Here is a 21,867-nt window from a genome sequence, read left to right as displayed (position 1 = left end):
TTTTTTTTATGCTTTTTAGCTGATTAATTCAGCAGATAAAGTAATGGTGGTATTTAATAGTTTTGAAATCGGACAGATTTCTTTTGCTTTGTTTGCAGTTGCTGTAAATTCTTCTGCAGAGATTGAAGGAACTTTACCTTTTAAATCTAAATGAATTAAAGTAATTGATCCATCTTCAAAAGTTACTGTCGCTTCTGTAGTTAAATCATCGGCTGTAAAGCCTGCTTCATTCAATAAAAAACTTAATTGCATTGTAAAACAGCCTGAATGGGCTGCAGCAACCAATTCTTCTGGATTTGTACCAACGCCATCAGCAAATCTTGTTTTAAAAGACAGTTGTGCATTATCTAAAGTGGTGCTTTGCGTGCTTATTGTTCCTTTTCCTTCCATACCGGTTCCTTGCCAGTTGGCGTGTGCTTTTCTTGTAAATTTCATATTCTCCTTATTTAAAAAATTAGTATTAAATGTTATTTGTTTAATTACCAGTTAATAGTGGTAACTCAAATATAATCAATATTTTGCAGAATAGTTTTATGAAATTTAATGAGATTGTTAAGTTTTGGGTTTTAGGCTGTAGTGAGTTTTAACCGCAAAGTGCGCAATGTTTACGCAAAGCACGCAAAGTTTTTAAGTTTGTTCGAGGTTTTATAATCTTTGTCAAAGTTTGAAACTTTGACAAAGTTTTACATCATAAAAAAAAGACACAATGATTGTCATTGCATCTTTTTTAAATTATAAAAAAAAAACCAAAATCCAATTAAGCATTGTTAATTGGAATTTGGAATTTAAAAAATTGGAATTTCTAGCGCTTATTCTTGCCCCAAGTTCCTTAATTGTTTCAATTTATCTTTCCAAACGTCAAGGCTTTCTTTGTGAATGGCAATGTTTTTACGAACTTCTGTAACTATTGAATTCTCTTTTTTAGCATTTTTAGTATTGGCAAAGAACTGAATGTTGTTTTCTAGTTGGAAAATTTCATTTTGAACTTCCTCAATTTTACGCATAATAAAGATTTTTTCATTGTCTAATTTGCGCGTGTCGTTGCTGTCAGATAAAGAATCAATACGATTTGCAAAACGCATCATTTCAGATTCTTTTTTGCTCAAACTTAATTTTTCAAAAAGGGCATCTAAGATTTTATTGAACTTCCCTTCGATATGTCTTCTAGAGAAAGGAACTTTTCCAAATCCTTTCCAAGTTTCAATATGTGCTTTTATGGCATCTAAATCTGTTTTGTGATCTCCAGTCAATTGGAAAGATCTTAAAGTGTCTAAGTATGCTTTTTTGTTGTCAAAAGCGGCAACTTCTTCACTGTTTTCTTCTGATTTATGCTCTTTTAATTTGTCAAAATAATGGTTGCAGGCATCCTTAAATTCTTTCCAGATTTTATCGGAATATTTTTTAGGAACATGGCCAATTTGTTTCCATTCTTCCTGGATCTGTTTCATTACAGGAGTTGTAGCAGAGAAATCAGTGCTTTCCTGTAATTCTTTAGCTTTTGCAACAAGAGCCAGTTTTTTATTTAAATTATGGTTTTGGTCTTTTTTGATATCCTTATAAAAAGAATTTTTGAAAGCGTTGAAATTTCGAACAGCTGTTTTAAATGCTGCCCAAGTTTCTTCATTTACCTCAGAAGGTACTTTTCCTGCAGCAAAAAACTCGTTTCTTAACTCTTCTACTTTCTGAATCTGAATAAGCCATTGCGAATGAGAATTTACTTTTTCGCTTCCAAGCACTTCAATTTTAGCAATAATTTCTTTTTTGGTTTCAAGATTTTTTTGCTCGTTTGCTCTTTGGCTTTCAAATAAAAGTTCTCTTTTATCGTGTATTTTTTTAGTCAATTCGCTAAATTGATTCCAGATGGCATCACGGTGCTCTTTAGAAACGGGTCCGATTTCTTCCTTCCAGATTCTGTGCAAATCCTGTAATTCGCGGAAAGATTTGCTTACATCGGTATCATTTACCAATTCTTCAACGCGCGCTATAATCTTTTGTTTTAGTTCTAAATTATGTTTAAAATCTAAATCTCTAGCCTCGCGATCTAAGTGTAGATAATCGTAGAAGTTTTCTACATGAAAATGGTAATTGTTCCAAACGTGATTGTATTTGTCTTTTGGAATCGCTCCAGCATTTTTCCATCTTTCTCTTAATTCATTAAAATGCTTAAGAGTGTCTTTGATGTTTTCTTGCGGATTGATCAATTCCTTTAATTCTTCAACAATAGCCAAACGATTCTCTAAATTGCTTTTTAGATTGGTTTGTAAATGTTTAAAATGAGCATTTCTTTTATCTCTAAAAACATTATAATATTCGTCAAATTTTGATTTTAAAGGAAGATGATATTCAAATTCTTCATTAGGATCTGGATTAGAAGCTAAAAATTCTTCTTTTTTCTCCTCTATAAGATGGTGATACTGTAGTAAAAAAGCTTTTTTGATTTCTTCAATATGATCTTTTACAGACATTACTTTGTCTATATTAACCAGCTTTTTAAGTTCATCAACAAGAGCGTCAAGTGAGAAAGTGTTGTAATCCTGCATAGGAATGTCATGACGATCTTTTAAAGTTTCGTCCTCACTTTCAGCAGCATTTGAACTTGTAATGACATCTAATGCTTCTTGATGATCATTTTCTTGTTTTTCTACTTCATTTTCAGTTTCTGAGACCAAATCTTTGGTCAAATTTTCAGAATCTGATGTTTCGATTGCATCATTTGCTACAGAATCATTTATTTCGATTCCAGATTTTCCGTCTGCTTCATGCAGGTTATCATTCTTTTCTTCTAACATCTTTAAAATGTATAAGGTTTTTATTTTTAACAATGCGAAAGATAGTAAAGGTGTTTCTAAATACAAAATAAATCACTTGTTTATACGGTATTTTACGATGAAATTCCTATTCTTTCTGAAAGTTTTCTAGTATGTTGAATCTGTTTTTAGCGAATTGCTGAAGGATATATAAATTCAAAATTGGCATTTTAAATAAAATAGACTTTCAATAATCTAATTTTTTAGGACTTATTTTGCATTCTTTTAAATTAAAAAAGAATCAATACTCCAACTTCCATTCCCCAATTATAGGTTCTGTTAGGGCCGAAACCAGCGCTCGGGTGTATGTAAACAAGATTTGAAGGTGTAATTTTTCGTCCAAATTCAATAAAAGCGTTATTTTGAAAGCCTTCAATAACAGTATTGTATCGAAGTGCTACATCTCCAGAAATCCAGTTTTTCCCAAAAAAATGCATCAACAGATTTTCTAAAAGTGCAGTGCTAATGTCGGAACGATCACTATTTCCAGCAAAACTCTGCTGATATTCAACCGTAGTCAGTAGCAGAAACTTTTTTTGATTGAAGTATCTTCCGTAAACCATAGCGGGCATGACAACCCATTTTCCGGTTCCAAAATTTGGATCTTCGGCTGTGTTAGAATAAACTCGGGTTCTTACCGCAATACCGTTGTTATTTCTTAAGTAAGGAATAAAACTGATTCCGCCTCCAACATCGCCAATGGCCGTCTTGTTGGTTGAAGTCGTATTAGTAGAAACCAAAGGAAGATCAAAACGCAGATTCCAGGCTTTATTGCCAATTGGCAGTAGAAAACGAACTTGAGTTGTGTTAAAAGATCCTTTTTCGGTATCTAAATACTCATTATAAAACAAAATTGTTTTAAGAAAATAATGATAGCGAGGCTCAGATAACGGACTTTGTATAGTGTCTGCGTTTTGAGCTGAAAGTAGGTTGTGTAATAAAAAAAATAAAATGCTAAGTAATTGTATTTTCTTCATAACCACTTGTTAGTTAGTGGATTAAAAGTACGAAAAATACATTAACATTTTATTTTTTGATACTTATTTTATTTATTCCAGATTTTCCATGCTTTTTCAGCTTGAAAAATAAGCATATCGTGACCATTTTTAATGACAGCGCCCATTTCTTTTGCTTTTCTTAAGAAAGTGGTTTCTGCTGGATTATAGATTAAATCGTAAGCAATGTGTTTTTCTGTGAAATACTCGTATGGCAAATTCGGACAAGCTTCAATATTTGGGCTTGTTCCAACTGGCGTACAGTTGATTATAATTTGAAAATTGTCAAAAGTAGTAGCATTGATCAAATCATAGTCAATGATGTTTTCTTTTGCTTCTCGAGAAACAAAAGTGTACGGAATATCCAATTCGTCCAAAGCAAAAGCTACACCTTTAGAAGCGCCTCCTGTTCCTAAAATAAGCGCTTTTTTATGATGCGGTTCTAATAATGGCTTAAGAGACTTTTTGAATCCGTAATAATCGGTATTGTATCCTTTTAATTTGCCGTTTTTAGTGAATTTAATGGTATTAACAGCGCCAATTAAAGTAGCTTTTTTTGATAGTTTATCTAAGAATGGAATAACTTGTTCTTTGTACGGAATAGTAACATTTAAACCCTTTAAATCAGGATTGTTTTTAATTAATTCTGTGAAGTAATTAATCTCAGAAATGTCAAAATTCTCATAGCTGTTGCCAGCAAAAACTTCATTATTAAATTTTTCTGTAAAATAACCTTTTGAAAAAGAGTAGCTTATGTTGCGTCCTAATAATCCAAAACGTCTTCTTAATAAAATATCAACCATTCTTATTTACGATGTTTTTCTATATAATTTTTTACTGTTTTTTTTGCCCAAACAACTGGGAATAAGTCTTCAATTAAGATATAATTATCAAAATTTAGACGTAAGCCATTGCTTAAGTGGAATTTCGCTTTTGTGTTATCTTGAATCATAAAATACAATCCAGCCAAACGATATTCGATTTCGTTTTCTTCCGGGAAATATTCTGAAGCTTGCAATAAAGTTTGAATAGCCGTTTCAAATTCTCCTAAAAACTGAAGAATATCAACCCAGTACAACCAAGTGTCTAATGCATAATCTCCAAATTCAACCGCTTTTCTAAAACCGAATTCGGCTTCTTCAAAGAAATTCATTTGTTTGTTGATTGTCGCATATCTTTTCCAGTACAAACGATTCTGATTGTCAATCGCTAAAGCTTTATTCACAAAAAATAATGCTTTTTGATAGTTTTTCTGGCGAAGATGAAAATCTGTAATCGCAATCCAACCTTTGTCTAAAAGTGGATCTTCATGAACGGTTTGGTTATAATATTGGATTGCTTTCGCTAAGTTTCCAAGTTTTTCATAACATTTTCCAATTCGAAGAAGGGCATATGAAGTCGCATCGTCCAATTCGATGGTTCTGTTATAACTTTCTATTGCTTCATTGTATTTTTTTAGACGCTCGTAAGCTTTTGCTTTCTCCATAAAAGCGCCTAAAAATTCATCATCAATCAGAGTTGCATAATCAAATGCACGTATCGCCGCTTCATATTCTTTTATGCCATAATGAAGGCGTCCAAGCTGATGCCAAGCGATTTCGCTGTAAGGGTTTCTGTTGATGTAATCGTTTAGATAAACAATAGCTTCTTGATTTTGGTCTAAAAACTCAAAGCAATACACTACGTTATAGAGAGCAGATTGATCTTCTAAGTCTTCTTCAAGACATTTGATAAAACTGTCCTTTGCAAGCTCAAGGTTATCCATAAAAAGATATTCCATTCCGATCAAATTGTACACATCAGCGTAATCATCAGTGTATTGAAGCGCGATTTTTAACAGTTCAACCGCTTTTTCGTGCTGATCTCTTTTCGAGCAGATATTGGCTTTCTGGATATAGATTTCCTCGTTGTTGGGTTCAATTGCGTATAACTCATTCAAAAGCTTTTCAGCAATGTCGAGTTTGTCATCATAAACCAGCATTTCTACTTGTACTAACTTTAAGCCTGTAGATTTCGGGTGCTGGTCTAATGCAAGTTTTAAGGCCTTTTTTGCTAAATTAGCCTTACCTATGTCTAAATAATGAAGAATAATTTCCTCAAATTCTTCAGAATCAAAAAAGAGCACTTTGTTAGTTTTTAACATCGACTCAAATTTGGATAGGGATAGGTTATAATCTTCTTCTTCGTTGCTTAATTGCATACTTCGTATATTTGAAATTAGCCTGTTATAAATTTAGGCAACCATATAATCGCTGTAAGGATAAGAAATTAATTGTTTTGAACAATTTAATTAACAATATATGGCGTTTTTTATTCTATTTTGGGAAGAAATCTCCTTTGTTGTAAAGGGATTAGCTTCGGTTTTGTCATTTTTTTATTGGTATCGGAAGACTTTTTTGAAATAGAAATGGAGCTTTAATTTCTGTCAGTTTTATTAAAACAGCGCTCCAAATAGTTTTGTATTTTAGTTATTGCTCTTCTTCATTATTTCGTCCATCACGTCTAAAATAATGGCACAACCTTCTCTAATTTCGTCTTCAGAAATAGTCAAAGGAGGTGTAATTCGTATCGCGCATCCTTCAAATAAAAGCCAGAATAAAATAAGTCCTCTGTCTTGACAAGTTAAAATGACTTCGTTTGTAATATCTGCCGATTCTGTCATAGCGGCAAGCATTAATCCTTTTCCTCTAACTTCTTTAATCAAAGGATGTACCAAAAGCGATCTGAAGAGTTTTTCCTTCTCCAACGTTTCTGCCATTAAATTTGTTTCAGTTAATTCTTGCAAAGTAGCCAAGCAAGCTGACGCAATGACAGGGTGACCTCCAAAAGTGGTAATATGTCCTAGTTTTGGATTTTCTGTTAAAAGATCCATTTTTTCGGCAGAAGCAGTAAAAGCACCAACCGGCATTCCGCCGCCCATTCCTTTACCCATAACCACAATATCTGGAACAACATCATAATTTTGGAAGCCAAAAAGTTTTCCTGTTCTTCCAAAACCTGGCTGAATTTCATCTACAATCATTAAGGCTCCAACTTCATCACAGCGTTTACGGACTTTTTGAAGGAAATTATCTTCTGGCTGAATAAAACCGGCGCCTCCTTGAATGGTTTCTAAAAGAATGGCTGCCGTTCTTGTAGTTATTTTTTGCAGATCTTCTTCGTTATTGAAAGTAATAAAATCAACATCTGGAAGTAAAGGTCTAAAAGCTTGTTTTCTTTCTTCAAATCCCATAACGCTCATTGACCCCATGGTGTTTCCATGATAAGCATTATGACATGAAATAAGTTGACTGCGTCCTGTAACTCGTTTGGCCAATTTTAAAGAGCCTTCAATCGCTTCTGTGCCTGAATTGACCAAATAGGTTTTGTTTAAAGATTCTGGAAGCAGAGAAGCCATTAATTTGCAATATTGAACGGCTGGACTCTGAGAGTATTCTCCGTAAACCATTACATGCGAATATTTGTCTAATTGATCTTTTATCGCCTGATTTACTCGCGGATGCTGATGTCCTAAAGTACACGCTGAAACTCCAGCAACAAAATCTAAATATTTTTTATCGTTTGTGTCGTATATGTAAGAGCCAATGGCATGCGAAACTTCCATTCCGAGTGGGTAAGGAGAGGTTTGCGCTTGGTATTTTATAAAATCTGGATTCATTTTTTAAGTTGCTAAGGTACTGAGATACTAAGATTCTAAGGTTTTTTAACTTTACGCTTAAGTTATCTTTTTTTGAGGTTCAAAGTGGCAAAGGTACTGAGATTCTAAGGTTTTTTAGCTTTACGTTTAAGTTAACTTTGTGGTTTAAACAATCGCAAAGCACTGAAAACTGTGACTGCGACTGAAAACTTTTTAATGGTAAACTTAAATTAACTTTATGGTTAAACAACCGCAAACCACTGTAAACTGTAACCGCGACTGAAAACTGTCACTGCGACTGAAAACTACTTAATTTTAGGCTTCGGTTCCGCTTTTGCAGCTGGTTTTTTCTTATCGTAATTCAACGTTTCTTTCCTGACTTTCAACGGAACGTTTTTGCCTTTTTCTTCTTGTTCTTTTCCTTCTTTAATCAGTTTTTCATTCAGTTCATTATCTTCTGCTGTAAAAATATCATCTTTAGACTTTATTCTTTCATCACCTCTCCATTTCATTCCTCGAAGTTTTCGAGCGTTTTCTGGAAGTTCGTCTTCAGGAAAAATATCGCCATCAACTTTATTGAAGAAAGTAATGGTTTCAATCGCATTATTTTCCAATATCATGTTGATTTTACTGCTGACATTTTTATTGATACCAATTAATTCGTTGGCATCATTTCTCATATAATAAATGACTTCGGTGTTTTTAATGACATCAACATCATGCAATTTCCCATCCCGGAATTTTCCAAACAAATTAATTCCCTTGACCTGATTGAAACCTGTTCCGAGCGTATCCTTGGAGAGGACGAATGTATTATTTAGCACCTTTAAAGAGTCAATTTTTCTTGTTTTATTATCTCCAATTAAATGCATTACGTCGCCTGTAATTTGGTTGTCACCATTCCAAAGAATCGGATTTCCTATAAGCTTTGTCAAAGCGCTTTTAGAATCGGAGTGTATAGAATCGCACTTACCGCTCATATCTGTTTTATAAAAACGAACATTGTTAAAAGCGCGCAGAATTCGTTCTCCTTCTTTTCCTGTTACCATTAATTTTTTTCCGTGAATGTAAACCGAGTCATTCTCAACTAAATTGATGGCAACAGCTCTTTTGGTTACAAACATCGAGTCTTTGAGTTTGTAAAGCTCTGCGTAATGGCCTTTTACAATTCCTTTGTTAATCGAATCGGTAATTTTTACATTCCGCGTTGCCGATGCAAATTCAATATTTCGATTATAATACAAACTATCGCCTTCTATAAGCCGGTCATCGTACTTAATGTAGGATCTTCGTAAAAAATGGGCTAGGTTTTTCTTCGTATCATAAAAACCTTTTTCCGTATATATGTAATTGGCTTTACTTGTAATAGTTGAAGGTCCAAGAAGATAGGTATGTCCAGAATTACTGTAATAATCCAAGTGGTTTGATTTAATCACATATTTCGGATTAGTAATCGTAACTTCAGTCAAAAACTGAAATTTCTTTTCTTTTACATAATACCTTCCAGATTTGCTGACCAAAGTATTGTCTTTGTTTACGATTGTCCCTTTTGTATTGTAAAATGCTTCCTGAACATTTCTGTCAAAATTAATAGTATCAGTTTGCAAAGTGGCATCAGGAGAAGTTAAAACCGCATTTCCTGTAGCAAAAGCTTTCTTTTCATTTCCGCTATACTCAGCATATTTACTATTCAAGAATAAAGTATCTCCTTGTACTAACTGTACATTTCCGAATGCTTTTAAATAATTTTCTTTTTGAAAAAAGTAAGCTTTGTTGCAAGTTAGCACAACGCCATCATGATTCACTTTTACATTTCCAGTAAGTAAAAGCGCATCAGGTACATTAACTTGATCCACATCAGAAAAGTCGGCATTCTCGATGACAATTGTTTTCGGAGATTGAGCAGGTTTTTTTGCTTGCGCGAAAGTGAATTGAACGCTTAAAAAAGACAGACAAGTAAATATGAAAAAGAGTGATTTCTTCAACTGATTAAATTTTTGTCAAATTTATAAAAAAGGATAGAACCTGTGGCGGTTATTAGCATTAATTTATAATTAGTCATTAACAGTCCAAAGTTGAATTTGGGCATTATTTAATTTTTCAACAAAATAGCAAACTCTCACGTTGTAGTAGTTGTGTTTTGAGCTGAAAACGGTGTAAATTAAATAAATCGTTTTCGAAGTTTTAAAAAATGAGCTATTTTTAGAAAATTGTTTCCATTCTTTTTAGAAATGGAACGAAAGAAACAAGATAAGAATAGCCTAAAAATATGATAAGTAAAAAAATAATTGCAGCTGGAATTACATTAACTGTGCTTTTTTCGGCCTGTAAAACAAAAGATTTAAAAATGAGTACTGCAAACGAAAATGCTACAACAGATAAAAAAGTTGTAGTCTATCAAGTATTTACACGCCTATTTGGAAATAAAAATACAACCAACAAACCATGGGGAACTATTGAGGAGAACGGTGTTGGAAAGTTTAATGATTTTACGGATAAAGCCCTTCATGAAATAAAAGATTTAGGGGTTACTTACATTTGGTATACGGGAGTTCCGCATCATGCTTTAGTACGTGATTATACGGCGTACGGAATTTCAAATGATGATCCAGAAGTGGTAAAAGGGCGTGCAGGTTCTCCTTATGCCGTCAAAGATTATTATAATGTAAATCCAGATTTGGCTGTAAATCCTGAAAATCGATTAGAAGAATTTGAAGCTCTAATAAAACGTACTCATAATGCAAATCTGAAAGTATTAATTGATATTGTTCCCAATCATATAGCGAGAAAATATGAAGGAAAATCAAATCCAGAAGGGGTGAAGGATTTTGGAGCAGATGATGATGTTACGGTGGAATATAAACGAGACAATAATTTTTACTACATTCCGCAGCAGCATTTTGAAATTCCTGACGGAGATATTCCTTTAAACGGAGAAAAAAATCCAATGATTGATGGTTTTTTTGATGAAAATCCGGCAAAATGGACAGGGAACGGTTCTCGTAAAATTAAACCAGATCAAAACGACTGGTACGAAACGGTAAAAGTAAATTACGGAGTGCGTCCAGATGGAACTAAAGATTTTCCTGAACTTCCTGCTGGTTTTGATCAGAAATCCTATCAGGAACATTTTGCTTTTTGGCAAGACAAAGAGGTTCCCGATTCTTGGAAAAAGTTTAGAGACATTGCGTTATATTGGACGGGAAAAGGTGTTGACGGATTTCGTTACGATATGGCCGAAATGGTTCCCTACGAATTCTGGAGTTATATGAACTCTTCGATTAAAATGAAAAATCCAAAAGCATTTTTGTTGGCTGAAGTTTACAATCCGAATGAATATCGAAATTATATTCGCTTAGGAAAAATGGATTATCTGTATGATAAAGTAGAGACGTACGATAAGCTGAAAGATGTTATTCGCGGAAAATCTTCACCGGATGAATTAACAAAAATCCAAGACGGAATGGCAGATATCGAGCATCATATGCTTCATTTTCTTGACAATCATGACGAACAGCGTTTAGCAAGTCCAGAATTTGCAGGGACTCCAGAAAGAGGAAAGCCTTTAATGGTGGTTTCGGCAACAATCAGTACTTCACCAACAATGATTTATTTTGGACAAGAAGTAGGAGAGGCAGGGAACGAAGATGCAGGTTTTGGAAAACGATCAAGAACCTCGATTTTTGATTATATTGGAGTTCCAAATCATCAGCGCTGGATGAATGACGGTAAATTTGACGGAGGAAAGCTTTCTAATTCAGAGAAAGAATTACGTGATTTTTATAAACGTTTGCTCAATTTTACAATCAAAAGCAGCGCTTTGATGGGAAGTTTTGAAGAGATTCAATCTGCAAATAGACAAAATAATGAGGGTTATGATGCGCTGTTGTATTCTTATGCACGTTGGTCAGAAAATCAAAAACTGATTGTAGTTGCTAATTTTTCTTCTGAGAAGGGAAATGAATTCAATTTAAAAGTTCCGTCATCCCTTATTTCAAAATGGAATTTAAAAGATGGAGAATATCAATTGAAAGAGCAATTGTATCAAAACAAAACATTTGTATTGAAAGTGCAAAATGGAGAAGGAGTGGCTAAAGTTTCCGTTCAGCCTTCCGAATCTTTGATTTTGGAATTAAAATAAACTAGCTCATCTTTTGAGTTAATTTTTAACACATAGAAACATAGCTTAGAAAACTTGAAAAAGGCGTTTCACTAGTTTAAATACACATAGCGTCTATGTGTGGAAACTAGTTTCTTTAATATTTTTTTTTTTGTATTAAAATCTATGTTTCTATGTGTTAAATATTTTTTTGTTTTAAATTTTTTTAAGCAAAGAAAGAATCTCTTTAATAGAAAATGTTGCACCGCAGACAAATTCATCCGAAGCGCCGTAATAAACAGTTAGTGTATCGCCATCTGGATCAAGAATATGACCGTTTGTGAAAACGACATTTCCAAAGAAACCGCTCAGTTCGTAACTTGTTTTAGGAAACATAATAGGAGTTTCGGTTCTCGAAATCACTTTTGTGGGATCTTCTAAATCCAATAAAAAAGCGCCTAAAGAATATTGATGAAATTCGTTGGCTCCATGATAAATTTCTAGCCAGCCTAATTCTGTTTTTATCGGTGCGGCTCCCGCGCCAACTCTTTTGCTGTCCCAACTATCTTTTCTGGTTTTGATAATGCATTTATGATTTCCCCAATGAATTCCATCTGGAGAAGAAGCAATCCAAATGTAGTTTCCGCCTATATCTACACTGCTAGGACGATGCAAGGCATAAAACAAGCCGTTTATTTTTTCTTCAAAAATGGCACAGTCTTTATTGTGGGGAGGGAATATCAGTCCATGTTTTTCGAAATTTTTCCAATCGATTGTGGTTCTTAAGCCAACGCCCACACCACTAGGAGAAACAGATGTAAAAGTGAGGTAATATTTTCCTTCAATGAGAGCAACCCGACAATCTTCAATTCCGAACGTTTCTAATATTCCTTCGCCAACTAAATGCGGATAATCTTCTGGTTCATAAAATCGTTGTCCGTCTTCGCTGCATAACAATCGAATATGTGATAATGTGGTCAAATAATCAATGCCTTGATAATTAATTACGCGTGCATCTGTAGCAATAAGTTCAGGATGATCTTTTAAAATTTCAATAATCTGAATGGTTCCTGCTTCTGTTAATATCGGAAAAGAAATAATGTTTTCAATTTGTTTTGGTCTTTCGGCGACACGAACCGCTAACCAGATTTTGTTTTGAAATCGAAACACGCCCGGATTCAATAGGCAGGTAATTTCTAGGCCTTCTTTGCTAGGTGGTATATCCGATGGCGATAATATTGGGTTTTCTGTAAAACGATTGGCAATGTCTTTCATAATCTTCGTTTAAGTACCTAAAAGGTATAAAAAAAAGCTGATACATAAATTGTATCAGCTTCGTTTCTATACTTTTTTAACCTTCTTGAGTGCTTCAATGTAATATTCGTTTACTTTTTCCCAATTGATATGATTGTAAAAAGCGTCAATATAACTGCCTTTTCGGTTTTGATAATCTAAATAATAAGCATGTTCCCAAAGATCAATTCCCATAATCGGAGTTCCTGGAATCAAAGCATTCTTCATTAATGGATTATCTTGGTTGTCGGTTGTGGTGATTTGCAATTTACCATATCGATCTACAACCAGCCAAACCCATCCAGAACCAAACTGCTTTTCAGACTGCGCTTTAAATTGATTGGTCAGATTATTAAAAGAACCAAATTCTTTATTGATAGAACCTGCAAGCGTATCTTTTGGAGTCTGCTCTTTTGGTGTCAGAATATTAAAATAAAGCGTATGATTATAATATCCTCCAGCATTTTGACGGAGTTTTAAATTCGTAAGAGGCATTTTTTTTAAAATGTCTTCAAGAGGCATATTTTCAAACTCAGTCGAAACAATTTCTTTATTAAAAGCGTTGGTATACGATAAGTAATGTTTAGAATAATGCGTTTCTAAAGTTAAGGTTCTAATGTCAGGAGCAAGAGCGTCATAATTAAATGGCAGTTTCGTCATTTCAAAAGAGCCTGGATCAGCTTTAACATCATTTGGCGAACCAATAGTGATTTTTTCTTCTTTTGTTGGAAGAGGAACTTCAACTACTTCTGTCAGTTTATCTTCTTTACAAGAAAATAATAGTAAAAATGAAGTTAAAGTGCTTAAAATAACAACGTTTTTCTTCATAATGTTTTATTTTGATGTTAATGAATTGATGATTTCGATATAATTTTCTTTGGCTTCGTCTACAGACATATGGCTTATCTGCATCCAGGCATTGGTTTTAAAAGCATTTCGCAAATCAAAATTTTCAGATTGATTGTAAACAGCCGTTCCAAAAGTAGCCTGTTTGTAAAAAGCATAAAGTCTTAACTGCACATCTTGCGGAAGTGAAGCCTGAGTCATTGCCATTGCGGTTTCTACGGCTTTAGTGAAGCGAATATCTAAATCTTTATCAGCCATTTATGCTTTTGTAGCAATAATTGTTTTTCCTCCAATCGCTTTTTGGTTTAATTCCACATTGATTGGTGTACCTAAAGGTAAAAATAAATCGACTCTTGATCCAAATTTAATGAAACCAGCGTCAGTTCCTTGAACAACCTGCATTCCTTCTTTAGCGTAGTTTACAATTCTACGAGCCAATGCACCAGCAATTTGTCTGTATAAAATAGCGCCGAAAGTTTCATTTTCGATTACTACTGTAGTTCTTTCGTTTTCTTCACTTGCTTTTGGGTGCCAAGCAACAAGGAATTTTCCAGGGTGGTATTTGCTAAATTTAATGATTCCATCCATTGCGTAACGTGTTACGTGCACATTGATTGGCGACATAAAAATAGAAACCTGTAAACGTTTATCTTTAAAATATTCTCCTTCATAAACTTCTTCAATAACCACCACTTTTCCATCTACTGGAGCAAGAATATGATCACTGTTTCTAATTGCAATTCTTTTCGGATTTCTGAAGAATTGTAAAATAATAATTAAAATTACAAGCGCTGCAAATTGCACAAGCATTCTCAGCCAAGCAATATCAATGAATTTATCAGCAATTAAAAGTACAGCTACAGTAAATACAGTACCTAATAAAATGGACGGGCCTCCCTCTTTATGAAACATAATATAAAATTTGATAAAATAAAAATATAATTGGTGCTACAAATATAACACTATCTAATCGATCTAGAATACCTCCGTGACCAGGCATTATCGAACCGCTGTCTTTTATACCTGCAATTCGTTTAAATTTGGATTCTATTAAGTCTCCAATAGTTCCAAAAATGCTCACAATTAATGCGATAATAGTCCAGATTAAGATCGATGTGTTGCTAAATTCAGGTTTGGGCTGAATATAGAGTTTAGAAATCAAAAAACCAGCAAAAGCAGCAAAGACAACACCACCCAGAAAACCTTCAATTGTTTTTTTAGGAGAAACTCGTTCAAATAATTTGTGTTTTCCCATTGATTTTCCAACTAAATAGGCAAAAGTATCGTTGGTCCAGATTAGAACAAATAAACCAATAATAATTTTCGGATTATAATCATTTGTTCCAAAAGAGATTTTTACGATAAATACAAAAGGAAGCGTAATATATCCAAGCAGGTATAAATATTTTGAAGAAGTGCTTACTTTTTGAACCGAATCGTAAAATAAGAATATGATGCATTTTATTGAAACAACAATAGTTATAGCTAGAAGAATTAAATCGAGCTGTTTAATGTTGGTTTCTAAGCTGATGTTAGTGTTAAAGGTATCATTAAGAAACTTGGTTGTCTGTTTGTTGTAATGACTTACCAAAACAATTGAAGCATAAACTAAAGTTCCAAAAAGGATAGAAAACACTTTGTTTAAGTTTACGATATTAGAAAACTCGTATATAGTGATAATTAAGAAAACGCCAAAAAGAGTAATGAAGCTTTCGGTAGAAAACAATATCGAAGTTAGTAATAAAGCGATATAAACAGCACCAGAAATGGCCCTCTTCAGTGTTTCGTTCATCTTAAAGATCTTCTAAAAGCAGTAAATAAAGGTTTTTCGCAACACTTCCGTATTGTGTAAAATCTTCGTCTTTCGCTTTTTCGAAATATTTTATTGTAGTGATATTAGTAGGATAGTCTCTTTCGTATTTTCGTTTTATAGCGCTTAATCCGTCGCTTTTCATTGGAAGGATTTGGCTTGTGGTTGCTATAATAACAATATTTGCAGGTAATTCGTTTGGTTTATTTTGTCTAATTTGTTTTGATGAAAATAAGATAGAACCTTCATCGGCTATAAGGTTTTCGCAACTAGCCAATAAAAATTTTGGGTTAGTTGGAGCGATATAAAATAATTTATTTTCTTCCAGTAAGCCAAATAAGCCTTGCTCATAGCATAAAACTTCATTCTCGAACCAGTCGTTTTCTTCTAAAATGTTTTCAAACTGTTCAGCAACTTCTCCCATGTTTTCGCAATACAAGAACTTTCCTCCATTTTTTTTGAAGTTGAAAATAAATTGCTCGTCTAAAGATAAATGACTGTTCTGCGCAGATGAACCTGCATATTCGCTTTCGTTCTCTTCGTCAGAAGCGGCTTCACTAGAGCCAAATATTTTTTTGAAAAAATTCATTTTTTATATGAAATGCTTTACATGTTAGTTGAAAACGTTCAAAGATAAAAAAATCTTAATTCAAAAGGGACTTTTGAATTAAGATTTTAAAAATTTATTACGTTTTTCGTAATTATTTATGAAACTACTTCTTCTAAATTTTTGTCAAAAGTACGTTTTCCGAATATGTTTTCTAAGTCATCTTTAAAGATTACTTCTTTTTCAATCAGAATATCAGCAAGTTGGTTTAACTTGTCTTTGTTTTCCTCTAGAATCTGAATCGCTCTTTGATATTGACCTTCGATTAACTCTGAAATTTCTTTGTCAATAATTTTTGCAGTTTCATCAGAATACGGCTTAGAGAAGTTGTATTCATTTTGTCCAGTTGAATCGTAATAGGTAACGTTTCCAATTTTATCGTTCAATCCGTAAATAGTTACCATTGCACGAGCTTGACGTGTTACCTTTTCTAAGTCGCTTAAAGCACCAGTCGAAATTCTGTCGAAAGTTACTTTTTCAGCAGCTCTACCGCCCATAGTAGCACACATCTCGTCTAACATTTGATCTGTTCTTACGATTTGTCTTTCTTCTGGTAAATACCATGCGGCTCCTAAGCTTTGCCCACGAGGAACAATTGTAACTTTAATAAGTGGCGCAGCATGCTCCAGCATCCAACTTACAGTAGCGTGACCAGCTTCGTGAATTGCGATTGCTCTTTTTTCGTCTGGAGTAATGATTTTGTTTTTCTTCTCAAGACCACCAATAATTCTATCTACAGCATCAAGGAAGTCTTGTCTGTCAACAGCCGCTTTGTTGTTACGAGCAGCGATAAGTGCAGCTTCGTTACAAACATTAGCAATATCAGCACCAGAGAAACCTGGAGTTTGTTTTGCTAAGAAATCTAAATCAAGACCTTCAACTTTTTTGATAGGAGCTAAGTGTACTTTGAAGATTTCTGCTCTTTCGCGAATGTCTGGTAAGTCAACAAAAATTTGTCTGTCAAAACGTCCTGCACGCATTAAAGCTTTGTCTAAAACGTCAGCTCTGTTTGTTGCTGCCAAAACAATTACGTTAGAGTTTGTGCCAAAACCATCCATTTCTGTTAGTAATTGGTTCAAAGTGTTTTCTCTTTCGTCGTTTCCGCCAGACATATTGCTTTTTCCTCTCGCTCTACCAACAGCATCGATCTCATCAATGAAAATGATAGCAGGAGATTTTTCTTTAGCTTGTTTAAATAAGTCACGTACACGTGAAGCACCAACTCCAACAAACATCTCAACGAAGTCAGAACCTGATAAAGAGAAGAAAGGTACTTGCGCTTCACCAGCAACAGCTTTTGCCAATAAGGTTTTACCAGTTCCAGGAGGCCCTACAAGTAAAGCACCTTTTGGAATTTTACCTCCAAGGTTGGTGTATTTTTCTGGGTTTTTAAGGAATTCAACAATTTCCTGAATTTCTTCTTTAGCACCTTCTAAACCAGCCACATCTTTAAACGTAGTTTTGATATCTGTTTTTTCGTCAAAAAGTTTTGCTTTAGATTTTCCGATATTGAAAATCTGTCCGCCACCTCCAGCGCCTCCGCCAGACATTTTACGCATAATAAAGATCCATACACCAACAATGATGATGATAGGAAGTAAGCTGATTAAAATATCGCTCCAGTTATTTTTTTGAAGGAAGTTGAAATCTTTCAATTTCCCCTCATTAACTGCTTTTTCTAATTTAGTCTGAAAGATTTGATCATTACCAATTTCCAGCGTATAGTGCGGGCCTTTGTTTGGTTGTTTGAAAATATCTTCAGCTACTTTTTTGTTTGCTGGGTCTTTAAGAGCCGCAGCATTTAAATACACCTCAGCTTCTGCTTTATTGTAAACAATTACTTTTTCAATCTGGCCTTTTTCCAAAAGCGTATTGAACTTAGAAGATGTTAATTGAGCAGGTTCGCTTAGGCTTGATCCTCCTGTAGCAAAACTTATGAATAAAAAAACTAAAAGTATTGCGGTATATATTAACCAAGGACTTATTTTAAATTTATTCGGATTTGGATTATTATCTTTAGCCATTTAATGAAAGTTTCTTTAGTATTTGTTCTCGATTGAAGTTATTTTGGCATCGCCCCAAAGGCTTTCGATGTTGTAATATTCGCGAATGTGCTTCTGGAAAACGTGTACTACGATGTGTACATAGTCCATAAGAACCCATTCTGCATTATCTGTTCCTTCTACGTGCCAAGGTTTATCTTTTAAGTCTTTTGATACAATTTTTTGAATTGAGTTTACGATGGCGTTAACTTGGGTGTTTGAGCTACCGTTGCAAATAACAAAATAGTCGCATACAGCTGTATCTATTTCTCTTAAGTCAAGAATATCGATATCATTTCCTTTTACTTCCTCAATCCCTTTGATTATGTTCGCCAGTAGAACATCATTATTAATAGTCTTTTTCGCCATGAATTATTTTATATGAATTTGTAAAGTTACCAAATTTTGTGATTATTTTTGAACCTTAACAAAATATTAAATTAAGATATTTAAATTATTTAATGAAACTAATCAAACTCGATGCCATAGATTCTACAAATGACTTCTTAAAAGCTTTGTCAAGTCAGGATGAACTGGAGAATTTTACAACGGTAACAGCTGAAAATCAGACAAAAGGGAAGGGACAAGTTGGAGGCTTATGGAAGACTGAAGCTGGTAAGAACTTAACTATGAGTGTCTTGGTGAAAGATTTCCTGTTTAATAACGACGAAGTTTTTAATTTAAGCGTCTTGGTTTCTCTATCGGTTGCGGAGGTTTTAAAATCGTTAAATATTCCTAATATATGTATTAAATGGCCAAACGACATTCTGTCATATAATAAGAAGTTGGTTGGCATATTAATCGAAAATACCTTAAAAAGCGATGGCAGAATCGTGTCAGTTGTCGGAATCGGAATCAATGTCAATCAAACCGATTTTGACGAATTGCCAAATGCTTCTTCGTTGGCAGTAATCTCAGGAAAAACTTTTGACAAGGAAGAATTGGCAATCTTAATCGTTGAAAAACTAAAAGAGAAAATTCAATCTTGGAACACCTCAGCACCAATTTTTTGGGAGGATTATTTTAATTTTTTATTTAAAAAAGGAATTCCAACTGCATTTAGAGACAATAATAACCAAGATTTTATGGGAATCATTCAAGGCGTTTCTCCAATAGGAAAACTGCAGGTTTTATTAGAAGATGATTCTGTTGCAGAGTTTGAGATTAAAGAAGTTAAAATGCTTTATTGAGAGTTGCAAAGTGACTGAGAGACAAAGTGACAAAGGTTTTTTGTAGATGCGCACTGCAGCGTCTAACTAAGGAGCTAAGGTTCTGAGATGCTAAGATTCTAAGTTTTTTTTTACGAAGTTTTTTGTAGAGACGCACTGCAGTGCGTCTAACGTATTGGTGAAATCTCGCAAAGACGCGAAGTCGCAGAGTTTTTTTACAGATTTATTCAGAAAACAAAGTGTGAAAATGACAAACTGTATGAAGCTTTGCTAAAAAAGAAACTCTGCGATTTAGCGACTTTGCGAGAAATAAATCAGCAAAATCTGCGTAAAAAAACTTTGTGTCTTAGCGTCTTCGTGGCAGAAGAAACAAAAAAAAAGCCCGATCGTTAAATCAGGCTTTCATTTATAATTCACAATTAATAATTTACCATTATTAAAGCTTGTTCATATTGTTTGCTAAAGTTTCAATAAACTTACTAATTGGACCTTTAACCATCATTGCCATCATAGCGTTGAATTCACCTTCAAAAAATAACTGAACTGCACTTTCTGAATCAGAAATAGTATCAATGTTTGAAGTTAGTGTAAACGGAAGTTTATCACTTGCAGCACCCAAAACAATTTTGTTTGGAGCTACTTTATCTTTCATTTTCAATTTGATTTCAGGCATTCCTTTCAATCCAAAAATAAAAGCGTCTTCGCCAGTCACTTCAAATTTAGCGATATTGTCTGGCATTAATTTTTCGAAATTCTTTACATCAGTCAATTGATCGAACAAATCTTGAGCTGATTTCTGAACTGTAACTTTTGGACTTTCTAAGTTCATATAGTGTTTTTTGTTTTGTTTTTTACTGCAAATGTTTTTTTACCGCAAAGGGCGCAAGGTTTTTTTATATACTTTGGCTTTATTTAAGTTCGCAAAGCTGAAATTTTAAATAAAATCCCAATTTTTTAAATTCCAAATTCCAAAAGGAGCAAAGCGACTTTAAAATCTAAAATCTAAAATCTAAAATCTAAAATCTAAAATCTTACTCTTGTCCCCAAGTAGATGGGCTTACGCTCCATTCTTGAAGGGTAGATTGTTGATCTTCTGTAATATATTGTTTTTGAACTGCTAAGTCTAATAGGTTTTCGTAGTTGCTTAAGGTGAATAAATCAACATTAGCTTCTTTGAAGTTTTCTTCGGCAACGCCAAAACCGTAAGTAAAGACAGCCGCCATACCTTTAATGTTAGCACCTTCGCTTCTTAAAGCTTCAACAGCCATCAAACTGCTTTTTCCGGTACTAATTAAATCTTCGACAACCACAACATTTTGTCCTTTTTGTAAAAAACCTTCCACTTGGTTTTGTCTACCGTGTTTTTTTGGCTCCGGACGAACATATACGAACGGAAGACCTAAACTTTCGGCAACCAAAATTCCAACTCCAATGGCTCCAGTAGCAACACCAGCGATCACATCAGGTTTTCCAAATTGTTTTTCGATGTTCTTAGCAAACTCATCACGAACATAGTTTCTGATGCTCGGAAATGAAAGAATTAACCTATTATCACAATAAATAGGAGATTTCCAACCAGAAGCCCATGTAAAAGGATTTTCGGGATTCAATTTAATTGCATTTATTTGCAAAAGCAATTCGGCTGTTTTTTCGGCAGTATCTTTATTAAAAATCATAGTACAAATGTATAAAGTTTTTGTAAACGACAAACCACTTTTTTTGACAAATGAAATCTCGCGCGAAACAGATTTCCAATTGTTCTTGTTGGAGAGTATTGATATCGAACAGCTTATTATAAAAATTTTTCAAAATAAAATTCAAAAAGCCATTCTATATCATCCCGACGAAAGTGAGATCATGAAAACCCTTAAAGCCAAGATTCCGGTAAATAAAGCGGGCGGAGGCTTTGTCTACAATAAGAAAGGCGAAGTCTTGTTTATCTTTAGAAACGGAAAATGGGATCTGCCAAAAGGCGGAATCGAGAAAGGGGAAGACATTGAAGCGACGGCTATGCGTGAGGTAGAGGAGGAGACAGGAGTAAACCAGCTTCGTATTACGAATAAACTTCAAAAAACCTATCATATCTTTAAACGCAACGGAAAATACAAACTCAAAATCACGCATTGGTTCGAAATGCAGTCTGATTTTGAAGGAACGCCACACGGACAAATAGAAGAAGGAATCGAAAAAGTAGCGTGGTTAAACCCAGAACAAATCAAAGAAGCACTTAAAAACTCATACGAAAACATTAAATTGTTGTTTGAAGAGGAAGAAGTTTCAACAGAAAAAATTGCACCGCCTGTTCCTTATCGTTCAAGTCCAAATTCCAAATAAATAGATATTTAGAATTTTTTGGAATTTGGATTTTAAAAAATTGATAATTAGCCATTCGGGCGTGCCACCAATAAAAAAAAGACCCAATAAACTTTGCGTTCTAGACTGCACCCAAAAGTTTAGACAAATTAATAACTAAGTTTTATAATAATGAGCTCGATATTGTATCGGGCTCATTGCTTTTAGATTAAGTTTTATTCTGTCATTATTATAATAATTAATATACTC

The 21,867-nt window shown here is 33.9% G+C and carries 21 protein-coding genes; 3 read left to right on the top strand and 18 right to left on the bottom strand.

Annotation, left to right across the window (positions count from 1 at the left end; genetic code table 11):
* Positions 1 to 15: 15 nt before the first annotated feature.
* From ACFO3N_RS24085 to ACFO3N_RS24055, 7 genes are all read right to left on the bottom strand, one after another.
* Entirely contained in the window at positions 16 to 435 is a 420-nt protein-coding gene (locus ACFO3N_RS24085) for an OsmC family protein (RefSeq protein ID WP_250835592.1), read from the bottom strand.
* 374 nt (positions 436 to 809) lie between these two features.
* Entirely contained in the window at positions 810 to 2,789 is a 1,980-nt protein-coding gene (locus ACFO3N_RS24080) for a DUF349 domain-containing protein (protein WP_379801390.1), read from the bottom strand.
* A gap of 248 nt (positions 2,790 to 3,037) precedes the next feature.
* Positions 3,038 to 3,784, bottom strand: coding sequence for a lipid A phosphoethanolamine transferase (locus tag ACFO3N_RS24075; protein ID WP_379801389.1), 747 nt, complete (start codon positions 3,782 to 3,784; stop codon positions 3,038 to 3,040).
* 68 nt (positions 3,785 to 3,852) lie between these two features.
* The gene (locus ACFO3N_RS24070) at positions 3,853 to 4,605 is read right to left on the bottom strand and encodes a shikimate dehydrogenase family protein (RefSeq protein WP_095930855.1); all 753 of its coding nucleotides are present in this window, start codon (positions 4,603 to 4,605) and stop codon (positions 3,853 to 3,855) included.
* 2 nt (positions 4,606 to 4,607) lie between these two features.
* Positions 4,608 to 6,002, bottom strand: a complete 1,395-nt coding sequence (locus ACFO3N_RS24065; RefSeq protein WP_379801388.1) for a tetratricopeptide repeat protein — start codon at positions 6,000 to 6,002, stop codon at positions 4,608 to 4,610.
* 264 nt (positions 6,003 to 6,266) lie between these two features.
* Positions 6,267 to 7,460 (bottom strand): aspartate aminotransferase family protein, encoded by a 1,194-nt coding sequence (locus ACFO3N_RS24060; protein ID WP_379801387.1) that lies wholly within the window; start codon positions 7,458 to 7,460, stop codon positions 6,267 to 6,269.
* A gap of 284 nt (positions 7,461 to 7,744) precedes the next feature.
* Entirely contained in the window at positions 7,745 to 9,424 is a 1,680-nt protein-coding gene (locus ACFO3N_RS24055) for an OstA-like protein (protein ID WP_379801386.1), read from the bottom strand.
* Between the two features lie 284 nt (positions 9,425 to 9,708).
* On the opposite strand from ACFO3N_RS24055, the gene ACFO3N_RS24050 reads away from it, so the two are divergent.
* On the top strand, positions 9,709 to 11,580 hold the full coding sequence (locus ACFO3N_RS24050; protein WP_379801385.1) for an alpha-amylase family glycosyl hydrolase: 1,872 nt from the start codon (positions 9,709 to 9,711) through the stop codon (positions 11,578 to 11,580).
* Between the two features lie 174 nt (positions 11,581 to 11,754).
* Here ACFO3N_RS24050 and ACFO3N_RS24045 read toward each other — a convergent pair whose 3' ends face one another.
* From ACFO3N_RS24045 to rsfS, 8 genes are all read right to left on the bottom strand, one after another.
* Positions 11,755 to 12,813: a glycoside hydrolase family 130 protein gene (locus ACFO3N_RS24045; RefSeq protein WP_379801384.1), complete on the bottom strand. Its 1,059-nt coding sequence runs from the start codon at positions 12,811 to 12,813 to the stop codon at positions 11,755 to 11,757.
* A gap of 66 nt (positions 12,814 to 12,879) precedes the next feature.
* The gene (locus ACFO3N_RS24040; protein WP_379801383.1) at positions 12,880 to 13,659 is read right to left on the bottom strand and encodes a superoxide dismutase; all 780 of its coding nucleotides are present in this window, start codon (positions 13,657 to 13,659) and stop codon (positions 12,880 to 12,882) included.
* Between the two features lie 6 nt (positions 13,660 to 13,665).
* Positions 13,666 to 13,935, bottom strand: coding sequence for an acyl-CoA-binding protein (locus ACFO3N_RS24035; RefSeq protein WP_379801382.1), 270 nt, complete (start codon positions 13,933 to 13,935; stop codon positions 13,666 to 13,668).
* Entirely contained in the window at positions 13,936 to 14,589 is a 654-nt protein-coding gene (locus tag ACFO3N_RS24030; RefSeq protein WP_320492463.1) for a phosphatidylserine decarboxylase family protein, read from the bottom strand.
* A complete protein-coding gene (locus ACFO3N_RS24025; protein ID WP_379801380.1) occupies positions 14,579 to 15,469 on the bottom strand; it encodes a phosphatidate cytidylyltransferase in 891 nt (296 codons plus the stop codon). Before ACFO3N_RS24025 ends, ACFO3N_RS24030 begins: the two co-directional genes overlap by 11 nt.
* Before the next feature lies 1 nt (position 15,470).
* A complete protein-coding gene (locus tag ACFO3N_RS24020; RefSeq protein WP_095930846.1) occupies positions 15,471 to 16,076 on the bottom strand; it encodes a lactate utilization protein B/C in 606 nt (201 codons plus the stop codon).
* 116 nt (positions 16,077 to 16,192) lie between these two features.
* Positions 16,193 to 18,118, bottom strand: a complete 1,926-nt coding sequence (gene ftsH / locus ACFO3N_RS24015) for an ATP-dependent zinc metalloprotease FtsH (RefSeq protein ID WP_250835603.1) — start codon at positions 18,116 to 18,118, stop codon at positions 16,193 to 16,195.
* A gap of 15 nt (positions 18,119 to 18,133) precedes the next feature.
* Entirely contained in the window at positions 18,134 to 18,505 is a 372-nt protein-coding gene (gene rsfS / locus ACFO3N_RS24010; protein ID WP_095930844.1) for a ribosome silencing factor, read from the bottom strand.
* Positions 18,506 to 18,597: 92 nt separating this feature from the next.
* Between rsfS and ACFO3N_RS24005 the strand changes: the two genes are divergently transcribed.
* Entirely contained in the window at positions 18,598 to 19,326 is a 729-nt protein-coding gene (locus tag ACFO3N_RS24005; protein WP_379801379.1) for a biotin--[acetyl-CoA-carboxylase] ligase, read from the top strand.
* Between the two features lie 415 nt (positions 19,327 to 19,741).
* Here ACFO3N_RS24005 and ACFO3N_RS24000 read toward each other — a convergent pair whose 3' ends face one another.
* Both ACFO3N_RS24000 and pyrE read right to left on the bottom strand, forming a co-directional pair.
* Positions 19,742 to 20,134, bottom strand: a complete 393-nt coding sequence (locus ACFO3N_RS24000) for an SRPBCC family protein (protein ID WP_289058314.1) — start codon at positions 20,132 to 20,134, stop codon at positions 19,742 to 19,744.
* A 202-nt stretch (positions 20,135 to 20,336) separates the two neighbouring features.
* Positions 20,337 to 20,981, bottom strand: coding sequence for an orotate phosphoribosyltransferase (gene pyrE / locus ACFO3N_RS23995; RefSeq protein WP_095930841.1), 645 nt, complete (start codon positions 20,979 to 20,981; stop codon positions 20,337 to 20,339).
* 7 nt (positions 20,982 to 20,988) lie between these two features.
* Here pyrE and ACFO3N_RS23990 point away from each other — a divergent pair, with 7 nt between their 5' ends.
* Positions 20,989 to 21,639: an NUDIX hydrolase gene (locus tag ACFO3N_RS23990; RefSeq protein ID WP_379801378.1), complete on the top strand. Its 651-nt coding sequence runs from the start codon at positions 20,989 to 20,991 to the stop codon at positions 21,637 to 21,639.
* 135 nt (positions 21,640 to 21,774) lie between these two features.
* Here the strand turns inward: ACFO3N_RS23990 and ACFO3N_RS23985 are convergent, their stop codons facing one another.
* Positions 21,775 to 21,861: an IS3 family transposase gene (locus tag ACFO3N_RS23985; protein ID WP_379796460.1), complete on the bottom strand. Its 87-nt coding sequence runs from the start codon at positions 21,859 to 21,861 to the stop codon at positions 21,775 to 21,777.
* Between the last annotated feature and the right edge of the window lie 6 nt (positions 21,862 to 21,867).

The organism is Flavobacterium chungangensis (assembly GCF_042654045.1).
GTDB lineage: Bacteria > Bacteroidota > Bacteroidia > Flavobacteriales > Flavobacteriaceae > Flavobacterium > Flavobacterium chungangensis.
This window is presented reverse-complemented; position numbering and strand designations above follow the sequence as displayed.